Below are 9,310 nucleotides of genomic sequence, written 5' to 3' on the forward strand. Positions count from 1 at the left end.
CGCTCAGGCAGAATCGCGGCTCGTCCGGATTGCGGGCAGGGTGCTGGCACTGCCTGCCTGTGAAACCAAACGCCAGTCTGGTTGTCGCACGATCTCAGCTTAATCATTGAAATAAGGAGGCTTCATGCCTTGGAAGCTCGCGTCATTGGGTACTTTGCTGGCCGTTGCCACGCTGGCCGGTTGCAGCACTGCCTCTACGGAGTCGGCACCTGCGGATATTGCGACGACTGACACGGGGCACAGCCGCTGTGAAGCGAAGGCTGCCGAGTTCACCATCGGCAAACAGGCATCGCCGCAGTTGCTTGAGCAGGCGCGTACCCGCGCAGGGGCGCAAAGCGCGCGGTTCCTGCTGCCAACCGATATGGTGACGCTGGAGTACCGTTCCGATCGCCTGAACCTGAACACCGATGCCAGCAGGGTGGTCACCCGGGTCAACTGCGGTTGATCCCCAGGCTTTTGTTTCATCCATAAAAAACCCCGTCACATGGACGGGGTTTTTTTAGTGCGCCTGGAAATTACTCTGGGCGAACTTGAGCAGCTTGCATACCCTTTTGGCCTTTCTCAGCCACGAAGGAAACAGTCTGGCCTTCTTTCAGGCTTTTGAAACCGTCGCTTTCGATAGCTTTGAAGTGTACGAACAGGTCGTCACCGCCACCTTGAGGAGTGATGAAGCCGAAGCCTTTTTCATCGTTGAACCATTTAACGGTGCCGGTTTGGCGATTAGACATGGTGTATCTCCAAGAAACATATATTTTCAGTAGTACTGTGCTGCTCAGGCCAACTGGGCACACCCGAGTATCATAGTCGAAATGTTCGGTTTGGGACCCCCCCGGGTGAGCTGTTTGCCGATCAGTCGTGGTTTCTTTATGCCTTGAAATGGCTGGAAGCCCCGTTTTATAAGGCTTCTAGCCGAAAGTGAAGGCGATAAAAAAAGCTGTAAAACCTTCATAAATTGTACGGAATGGCCTGTTTCGGGGGCTTTTTGCCAGTAAAACAGGGTTGAAAACGCCGATCTGTGCTTATTTTTTGGCTTTGTTCCCAGCCTTGCAGGCTGCAATCTGGTCAAAGGCTTTCTGTTTCATGGCGTCACTGGCTTTGTTATCCATCAATGCCTGGATGTCGCTGGCCGGGAACGACTTGATTGCATCCGCACCACAAGCGCAGTGGGCTTTGGCCGCGGCTTCACCGATTTTTTGCGCGGCCGCAGGCACGCACTGAGACATGTACTTCTCGCGTTCACCTTTTGGCCATTCGGCGTGGGCGGCCAGCGGCAGCAGCAGAACGATTGGTGCGACTACAGCGAAAAAACGATTCAGACGCATGCCAGGATGCTCCTTTGAGGTCGATGTCTTGTTATCTGAGCGCTAACGCGCGGCTCAAGTTCATCACTCTGGCATAAAAGCAGCTGATTTGCCGCGTTGGAAAGCCTCTGCGCAGCTACCACCGTTCATCTGTGCTAGCATGCCCCGCTCGGGCGTTTGCAGGCTCCGGCGGACCTTCAGTCCCGGTCGCGGCAGATGCACGATTAACCCTGATTTGAATCCCAGTCACTCTGGTTCGGTTTTCCGGTTGGCCGCAAGGCTCCTGCCGCTGTAAGGCAGGCGTTCGTCATTGAATGGCCTGGACCGGATCTTGTACTGGCTCATCCCAACCCACGTGACCTTTGGTAGGGGTCACCACTAGGAGAGGAGGCGCCATGCCAACTATTACTCTTCCCGACGGCAGTCAACGTTCATTCGATCACCCGGTTTCCGTAGCCGAGGTCGCCGCCTCCATCGGTGCAGGCCTGGCCAAGGCCACCGTTGCCGGCAAGGTCGATGGCAAGCTGGTCGACGCCAGTGACATCATCGACAGCGACGCGTCGCTGCAAATCATCACGCCAAAGGATGAAGAGGGGCTGGAGATCATTCGCCACTCTTGCGCCCACCTGGTTGGCCACGCGGTCAAACAGTTGTACCCGACCGCCAAAATGGTCATCGGGCCGGTCATCGACGAAGGTTTCTATTACGACATCGCCTTCGAACGTCCTTTCACTCCGGACGACCTGGCGGCCATCGAACAGCGCATGCAGCAGCTGATCGAGAAAGATTACGACGTGATCAAGAAAGTCACTCCGCGCGCCGAAGTGATCGAAGTGTTCAAGGCCCGTGGCGAAGACTACAAGTTGCGCCTGGTCGAGGACATGCCGAACGAACAGGCCATGGGCCTGTACTATCACGAAGAATACGTCGACATGTGCCGCGGTCCGCACGTGCCGAACACCCGCTTCCTGAAATCCTTCAAGCTGACCAAGCTGTCCGGCGCCTACTGGCGTGGCGATGCCAAGAACGAGCAATTGCAGCGCGTCTACGGCACCGCATGGGCGGACAAGAAGCAACTGGCGGCTTACATCCAGCGCATCGAAGAAGCCGAAAAACGCGACCACCGCAAGATCGGCAAGCGCCTGGGCCTGTTCCACACCCAGGAAGAGTCGCCGGGCATGGTGTTCTGGCACCCGAACGGCTGGACTCTGTACCAGGTGCTCGAGCAGTACATGCGCAAGGTTCAGCGCGACAACGGCTATCTCGAAATCAAGACGCCGCAAGTGGTTGACCGCAGCCTGTGGGAGAAATCCGGGCACTGGGCCAACTACGCCGACAACATGTTCACCACCCAGTCGGAAAACCGCGACTACGCGATCAAGCCAATGAACTGCCCTTGCCACGTGCAGGTGTTCAACCAGGGCCTGAAGAGCTACCGCGAACTGCCGATGCGCCTGGCCGAGTTCGGTGCATGCCACCGTAACGAGCCATCGGGTGCCTTGCACGGCATCATGCGTGTGCGCGCATTCACCCAGGACGACGCCCACATCTTCTGCACCGAAGAGCAGATGCAGGCCGAGTCCGCCGCGTTCATCAAGCTGACCATGGACGTCTACGCCGATTTCGGCTTTAAAGATGTCGAGATGAAGCTGTCCACTCGTCCGGAAAAACGCGTCGGTTCCGACGAGCTTTGGGATCGCGCCGAAGCGGCACTGGCCGCAGCCCTTGACAGCGCGGGCCTGCCGTACGATCTGCAGCCGGGCGAAGGTGCGTTCTACGGTCCGAAGATCGAGTTCTCGCTGAAAGATTGCCTCGGTCGCGTCTGGCAATGTGGTACCCTGCAGCTCGATTTTAACCTGCCTGTGCGTCTGGGAGCCGAATACGTCTCCGAAGACAACAGTCGCAAGCACCCGGTGATGTTGCACCGGGCGATCCTGGGGTCCTTCGAGCGGTTCGTCGGAATCCTGATCGAGCACTACGAGGGTGCGTTCCCTGCGTGGCTGGCTCCGACCCAGGCAGTGGTGATGAATATCACTGATAAACAGGCTGATTTTGCCGCCGAAGTGGAAAAAACTCTCAACGAAAGCGGGTTTCGTGCCAAGTCTGACTTGAGAAATGAAAAGATCGGCTTTAAAATCCGCGAGCATACTTTGCTCAAGGTTCCTTATCTCTTGGTTATCGGAGATCGGGAAGTCGAGATGCAGACTGTCGCTGTGCGTACTCGTGAAGGTGCTGACCTGGGCTCGATGCCCGTCGCCCAGTTCGCTGAGTTCCTCGCCCAAGCGGTTTCCCGGCGTGGTCGCCAAGATTCGGAGTAATTATTATTAAGCGTGAAATGAGACAAGATAAACGAACTGCACCGAAAGCCCCGATCAACGAGAATATCTCGGCACGCGAGGTTCGGTTAATTGGGGCTGAAGGTGAACAGCTCGGGATTGTGTCAATCGAAGACGCGCTTCTTAAGGCTGAAGAGGCCAAGCTGGATCTGGTGGAGATTTCCGCCGATGCAGTACCACCTGTTTGCAAACTGATGGACTACGGCAAATCGATCTTCGAAAAGAAGAAGCAGATTGCTGCGGCCAAGAAAAACCAGAAGCAGATTCAGGTTAAAGAAATCAAGTTTCGTCCAGGGACGGAGGAAGGGGATTACCAGGTAAAACTGCGCAACCTGGTACGTTTCCTGAGTGACGGGGACAGGGCCAAGGTATCCTTGCGATTCCGCGGCCGTGAGATGGCCCACCAGGAGCTGGGGATGGAACTCCTCAAGCGAGTTGAAGGTGACTTGCTCGAGTACGGTTCGGTCGAACAGCATCCTAAGATGGAAGGACGCCAGCTGATCATGGTCATCGCCCCGAAAAAGAAGAAGTAATCAACAGGGCACGGCAGGCCTTCTGATTATGTTTATCAACTGAATGCGGAGTATCCGAACATGCCAAAAATGAAGACCAAAAGTGGTGCTGCTAAGCGGTTTCTGAAAACTGCTAACGGTATCAAGCACAAGCACGCTTTCAAGAGCCACATCCTGACCAAAATGTCGACCAAGCGTAAGCGTCAACTGCGCGGTAGCAGCTTGCTGCATCCGTCTGACGTGGCAAAAGTCGAGCGCATGCTGCGCCTTCGTTAATTTTAGTCAAGAATAGAGGAAGTAACTCATGGCTCGTGTAAAGCGTGGCGTCATTGCCCGTAAGCGTCACAAAAAAATTCTGAAACTTGCTAAAGGCTACTACGGCGCACGCTCCCGCGTATTCCGTGTTGCCAAGCAAGCGGTAATCAAGGCAGGCCAATACGCCTACCGTGACCGTCGTCAGAAAAAACGTCAGTTCCGCGCTCTGTGGATCGCTCGTATCAACGCTGGTGCTCGTATCAACGGTCTGTCCTACAGCCGTTTCATCGCCGGCCTGAAAAAAGCGTCCATCGAGATCGACCGTAAGGTTCTGGCTGATCTGGCAGTGAACGAAAAAGCGGCGTTTGCTGCGATTGTCGAGAAAGCTAAAGCCACCTTGGCTTAAGTACCCCCGACAGTCACCCGGCCTCGCATCTGTGGGGTCAGGTGTTAAACGTCATAAATAGGGGAAGAGCCTTCAAGCTCTTCCCCTATTTTGTATCTGGAGTCTGTACATGGAAAACCTGGATGCGCTCGTCTCTCAAGCACTAGAGGCTGTGCAAAGCGCTGAAGATATCAATGCCCTGGAGCAAATCCGGGTTCACTACCTTGGCAAGAAGGGTGAATTGACTCAGGTGATGAAGACCCTGGGGAATTTGCCGGCAGAAAAGCGTCCGCAGGTCGGTGCGCTGATCAACGTTGCCAAGGAGCGTGTCACAGAGGTCCTTAATGCGCGCAAGGCATTGTTTGAAGAAGCCGATCTGGCTGCCAAACTCTCCGCCGAGTCCATTGACGTGACCCTGCCTGGCCGTGGTCAGACCTCCGGTGGTCTGCATCCGGTTACCCGCACTCTGGAACGCGTCGAACAATTCTTCACCCGTATCGGCTACGGCATCGCCGAAGGCCCTGAGGTCGAAGACGACTATCACAACTTCGAAGCGCTCAACATCCCAGGCCATCACCCGGCCCGGTCGATGCATGACACCTTCTATTTCAATGCGAACATGCTGTTGCGCACCCATACCTCGCCGGTACAGGTCCGCACCATGGAGTCGAAACAGCCGCCGATCCGCATCGTCTGCCCAGGCCGCGTATACCGCAGCGACTCCGATATCACCCACTCGCCGATGTTCCATCAGGTCGAAGGCCTGCTGATCGATCGCGACATCAATTTCGCCGACCTCAAAGGCACCATCGAAGAGTTCCTGCGGGTGTTCTTCGAAAAGGAACTGGCGGTGCGTTTCCGTCCCTCGTACTTCCCGTTCACCGAGCCATCCGCTGAAGTCGACATGGAATGCGTGATGTGCAGCGGTAAAGGCTGCCGCGTCTGCAAGCAGACCGGCTGGCTGGAAGTGATGGGCTGCGGCATGGTTCACCCGAACGTGCTGCGCATGTCCGGTATCGACCCGGAAGAGTTCTCGGGCTTTGCCTTCGGCATGGGCGTTGAGCGTCTGGCCATGCTGCGTTACGGCGTGAACGACTTGCGTCTGTTCTTCGACAACGACTTGCGGTTCCTCGCGCAATTTCGCTAGTCGTAACGAATTCTTAGGAGAGCAGGATGAAATTCAGTGAACAATGGCTGCGTGGCTGGGTTAGCCCGCAGGTAAGTCGCGATGAGCTGGTTGCTCGTCTGTCGATGGCCGGTCTTGAGGTCGATAGCGTTACGCCGGCCGCCGGTGTTTTCAGTGGCGTGGTGGTTGGCGAGGTGCTGAGCACCGAGCAGCACCCGGACGCCGACAAGCTGCGCGTGTGCCAGGTCAGTAACGGCTCGGAAACCTTCCAGGTGGTTTGCGGTGCGCCCAACGTGCGCCCGGGCCTGAAGATTCCTTTCGCCATGATCGGCGCGGAGTTGCCAGGTGACTTCAAGATCAAGAAGGCCAAGCTGCGTGGCGTTGAATCCAACGGCATGCTGTGCTCGCAATCCGAACTGCAGGTCGGTGAAGGTAACGACGGTCTGATGGAACTGCCGGCCGATGCGCCGGTGGGCAAGGATTTCCGCGTTTACCTGGACCTGGAAGACGCCAGCATCGAGGTCGACCTGACCCCGAACCGTGGCGACTGCCTGTCCCTGGCCGGCCTGGCCCGTGAAGTGGGTGCTTTGTACGCCGCTCCAGTGGTCCGTCCGGTGGTGGCTTCGGTGCCTGCCGCGCATGACGAAGTGCGTTCGGTAGAAGTGTTGGCGCCAGCCGCGTGCCCGCGTTATCTGGGTCGTGTGATCCGTAACGTCGACCTGTCCAGGCCTACACCGCTGTGGATGGTAGAGCGCCTGCGTCGCGCGGATGTGCGCAGCATCGATGCTGCCGTCGACATCACCAACTACGTGATGCTGGAGCTGGGTCAGCCACTGCACGCCTTCGATCTCGCCGAAATCAACGGTGGCATCCGTGTACGCATGGCCGAAGACGGTGAGAAGCTGGTGCTGCTCGACGGTCAGGAAGTCAGCCTGCGTAGCGATACGCTGGTGATTGCCGACCACTCCCGCGCACTGGCAATCGCTGGCGTCATGGGTGGCGAGCACAGCGGTGTGTCCGCGACCACCCGTGATGTGTTCCTGGAAAGCGCCTTCTTCGACCAGATCGCCGTGGCAGGCAAGGCCCGTTCCTATGGTCTGCACACCGATGCATCCCATCGCTATGAGCGTGGCGTGGACTGGCAACTGGCCCGCGAGGCCATGGAGCGCGCGACTGGCTTGCTGCTGGAAATCACCGGTGGTGAAGCGGGTCCGATCATCGAGACCGTCAGCGAACAGCACCTGCCGAAAATTGCTCCGGTCACCCTGCGTGCCCAGCGCATTACCCAGATGCTGGGTATGGAAATGGATTCGGCTGAAGTGGAGCGTCTGCTCAATGCCTTGGGCCTGGCCATTACTGCCGACGGGGCAGGGCAGTGGCGTGTAGAAGTGCCAAGCCATCGCTTCGATATCAGCCTGGAAGTCGACCTGATCGAAGAACTGGCACGCCTGTACGGCTACAACCGTTTGCCGGTTCGTTATCCGCAAGCGCGTCTGGCGCCGCAAGCCAAGGCCGAAGCCCGTAGCGACCTGCCTGAACTGCGCCGCCTGCTGGTTGCCCGTGGATATCAGGAAGCAATTACCTACAGCTTCATCGATCCGAAACAGTTCGAACTGTTTAATCCGGGTGTTGAGCCGCTGCTGCTCGCCAATCCGATCTCCAATGACATGGCCGCGATGCGTTCGTCCTTGTGGCCGGGTCTGGTCAAGGTGCTTCAGCACAACCTGAACCGCCAGCAGGATCGCGTACGTCTGTTCGAAAGCGGCCTGCGTTTTGTCGGTCAGCTCGAAGGCCTGAAGCAAGAGCCGATGCTCGCCGGTGTGGTTTGTGGCAGTCGGTTGCCGGAAGGCTGGGCACAGGGTCGCGATACCGTCGACTTCTTTGACGTCAAGGCTGACGTGGAAGCGGTGCTGGGCTTCGCCGGCGCCCTGGATGCGTTCACTTTCGTGCCTGGCAAGCACCCGGCATTGCACCCGGGCCAAACCGCACGCATCGAACGCGATGGTCGTCTGGTCGGCTTCATTGGCGCGATCCACCCCGAATTGTCGAAAACCCTCGGTCTCGACCGTCCGGTCTTCGTCTTCGAGTTGGTTCTGGCGGAAGTCGCGTCGGGCAAAATGCCTAAATTCCACGAGTTATCGCGCTTTCCTGAAGTGCGTCGTGACCTTGCACTGATTGCGCACAAAGATATTGCAGCCACGGCTGTACTGGACGTAATCCGTGAAAATGCAGGCGAATGGCTGACAGACCTCAGGCTATTTGACGTGTATCAGGGTAAAGGCATTGATCCTGATAGAAAAAGCCTCGCAGTCGGCTTGACCTGGCAGCATCCATCGCGCACTCTTAATGACGATGAGGTGAATACCGCAACGCAAAACATCCTCACCTCGCTCGAACAAAGGTTGAACGCCACGTTAAGGAAGTGACGTATGGGGGCTCTGACGAAAGCTGAGATGGCGGAACGTCTGTATGAAGAGCTGGGCCTGAATAAACGGGAGGCCAAGGAATTGGTCGAACTGTTTTTTGAAGAAATCAGGCACGCTCTCGAAGACAACGAACAAGTCAAATTGTCCGGTTTCGGCAATTTCGACCTTCGGGACAAACGCCAGCGGCCTGGCCGCAATCCGAAAACGGGGGAAGAAATCCCGATCACGGCTCGCCGTGTGGTCACCTTTCGTCCAGGGCAGAAGTTGAAGGCCCGAGTTGAGGCTTATGCTGGAACCAAGTCATAACGACGAGCTCCCCGTCATCCCGGGCAAACGCTACTTCACCATTGGTGAAGTCAGCGAGCTGTGTGCGGTAAAACCACACGTGCTGCGCTACTGGGAGCAGGAGTTTCCTCAGCTCAACCCGGTCAAGCGCCGCGGAAACCGCCGGTATTATCAGCGCCAGGACGTGCTGATGATCCGGCAGATCCGCGCGCTTCTTTATGATCAGGGGTTCACCATCGGCGGAGCGCGCCTGCGCTTGTCCGGTGATGAAGCCAAAGACGACACCACCCAATACAAGCAAATGATCCGCCAGATGATCGCCGAGCTCGAAGATGTTCTGGTGGTACTCAAGAAATAAATTCCTGCTTTTAAATACTTCCAGTTTTCAAAAGCTTGCGATATATTCTTGAGCGTTCCTCGAGATGAGGAACGGGTAACACGCCTAGTCGGGGCGTAGCGCAGTCCGGTAGCGCACTAGCATGGGGTGCTAGGGGTCGAGTGTTCGAATCACTCCGTCCCGACCATATTTTTCAATGACTTAGCCCAATCTTAAAAGGTTGGGCTTTTTCATGTCTGAAAAATACCCCCACATTTACCCCCACAAAAAAATTAATACTCCCTCGATTCTCAAGTCGGATCTAGTCGTTCGATCGATAGGCGTGGGTGTAATGCGCGCTGCGTAGA

11 protein-coding genes and 1 tRNA gene are annotated in these 9,310 nt (G+C 56.7%); 10 read left to right on the forward strand and 2 right to left on the reverse strand.

Translation table 11 applies throughout. The annotated features are described in order from the left end of the window. The first annotated feature begins 124 nt into the window (after nucleotides 1–124). Nucleotides 125–445 (forward strand): I78 family peptidase inhibitor, encoded by a 321-nt coding sequence (locus BSF40_RS12395; RefSeq protein ID WP_095965337.1) that lies wholly within the window; start codon nucleotides 125–127, stop codon nucleotides 443–445. Between the two features lie 70 nt (nucleotides 446–515). Here the strand turns inward: BSF40_RS12395 and BSF40_RS12400 are convergent, their stop codons facing one another. Both BSF40_RS12400 and BSF40_RS12405 read right to left on the reverse strand, forming a co-directional pair. Next, on the reverse strand, nucleotides 516–728 hold the full coding sequence (locus BSF40_RS12400; RefSeq protein WP_003179963.1) for a cold-shock protein: 213 nt from the start codon (nucleotides 726–728) through the stop codon (nucleotides 516–518). A gap of 291 nt (nucleotides 729–1,019) precedes the next feature. Next, complete coding sequence (locus tag BSF40_RS12405) at nucleotides 1,020–1,322, reverse strand: hypothetical protein (protein ID WP_095965338.1); 303 nt, start codon at nucleotides 1,320–1,322, stop codon at nucleotides 1,020–1,022. A 374-nt stretch (nucleotides 1,323–1,696) separates the two neighbouring features. On the opposite strand from BSF40_RS12405, the gene thrS reads away from it, so the two are divergent. The 9 genes from thrS to BSF40_RS12450 all read left to right on the forward strand — a co-directional run bounded on the left by thrS (nucleotide 1,697) and on the right by BSF40_RS12450 (nucleotide 9,150). Continuing rightward, a complete protein-coding gene (gene thrS / locus BSF40_RS12410; RefSeq protein ID WP_007975710.1) occupies nucleotides 1,697–3,619 on the forward strand; it encodes a threonine--tRNA ligase in 1,923 nt (640 codons plus the stop codon). Then, nucleotides 3,619–4,170: a translation initiation factor IF-3 gene (infC, locus tag BSF40_RS12415; protein ID WP_172435703.1), complete on the forward strand. Its 552-nt coding sequence runs from the start codon at nucleotides 3,619–3,621 to the stop codon at nucleotides 4,168–4,170. Before thrS ends, infC begins: the two co-directional genes overlap by 1 nt. 60 nt (nucleotides 4,171–4,230) lie before the next feature. Beyond that, the gene (gene rpmI / locus BSF40_RS12420; RefSeq protein WP_002553160.1) at nucleotides 4,231–4,425 is read left to right on the forward strand and encodes a 50S ribosomal protein L35; all 195 of its coding nucleotides are present in this window, start codon (nucleotides 4,231–4,233) and stop codon (nucleotides 4,423–4,425) included. 28 nt (nucleotides 4,426–4,453) lie between these two features. Next, on the forward strand, nucleotides 4,454–4,810 hold the full coding sequence (gene rplT, locus BSF40_RS12425) for a 50S ribosomal protein L20 (protein WP_007905879.1): 357 nt from the start codon (nucleotides 4,454–4,456) through the stop codon (nucleotides 4,808–4,810). A 109-nt stretch (nucleotides 4,811–4,919) separates the two neighbouring features. Then, nucleotides 4,920–5,936, forward strand: coding sequence for a phenylalanine--tRNA ligase subunit alpha (gene pheS, locus BSF40_RS12430; RefSeq protein ID WP_095965339.1), 1,017 nt, complete (start codon nucleotides 4,920–4,922; stop codon nucleotides 5,934–5,936). Nucleotides 5,937–5,962: 26 nt separating this feature from the next. Further along, on the forward strand, nucleotides 5,963–8,341 hold the full coding sequence (gene pheT / locus BSF40_RS12435) for a phenylalanine--tRNA ligase subunit beta (RefSeq protein WP_095965340.1): 2,379 nt from the start codon (nucleotides 5,963–5,965) through the stop codon (nucleotides 8,339–8,341). Nucleotides 8,342–8,344: 3 nt separating this feature from the next. Further along, nucleotides 8,345–8,647 carry an integration host factor subunit alpha gene (gene ihfA / locus BSF40_RS12440; RefSeq protein WP_002553164.1) on the forward strand — a complete coding sequence of 101 codons (303 nt, stop codon included), beginning with the start codon at nucleotides 8,345–8,347 and terminating at the stop codon, nucleotides 8,645–8,647. Continuing rightward, nucleotides 8,628–8,984, forward strand: a complete 357-nt coding sequence (locus BSF40_RS12445) for a MerR family transcriptional regulator (protein ID WP_003179985.1) — start codon at nucleotides 8,628–8,630, stop codon at nucleotides 8,982–8,984. Before ihfA ends, BSF40_RS12445 begins: the two co-directional genes overlap by 20 nt. Nucleotides 8,985–9,073: 89 nt before the next feature. Next, a tRNA-Pro gene (locus BSF40_RS12450) sits at nucleotides 9,074–9,150 on the forward strand. Nucleotides 9,151–9,310 lie beyond the last annotated feature (160 nt).

This window comes from Pseudomonas sp. ACN5 (genome assembly GCF_002303975.1).
Classification (GTDB): Bacteria; Pseudomonadota; Gammaproteobacteria; order Pseudomonadales; family Pseudomonadaceae; genus Aquipseudomonas; species Aquipseudomonas laurylsulfatiphila.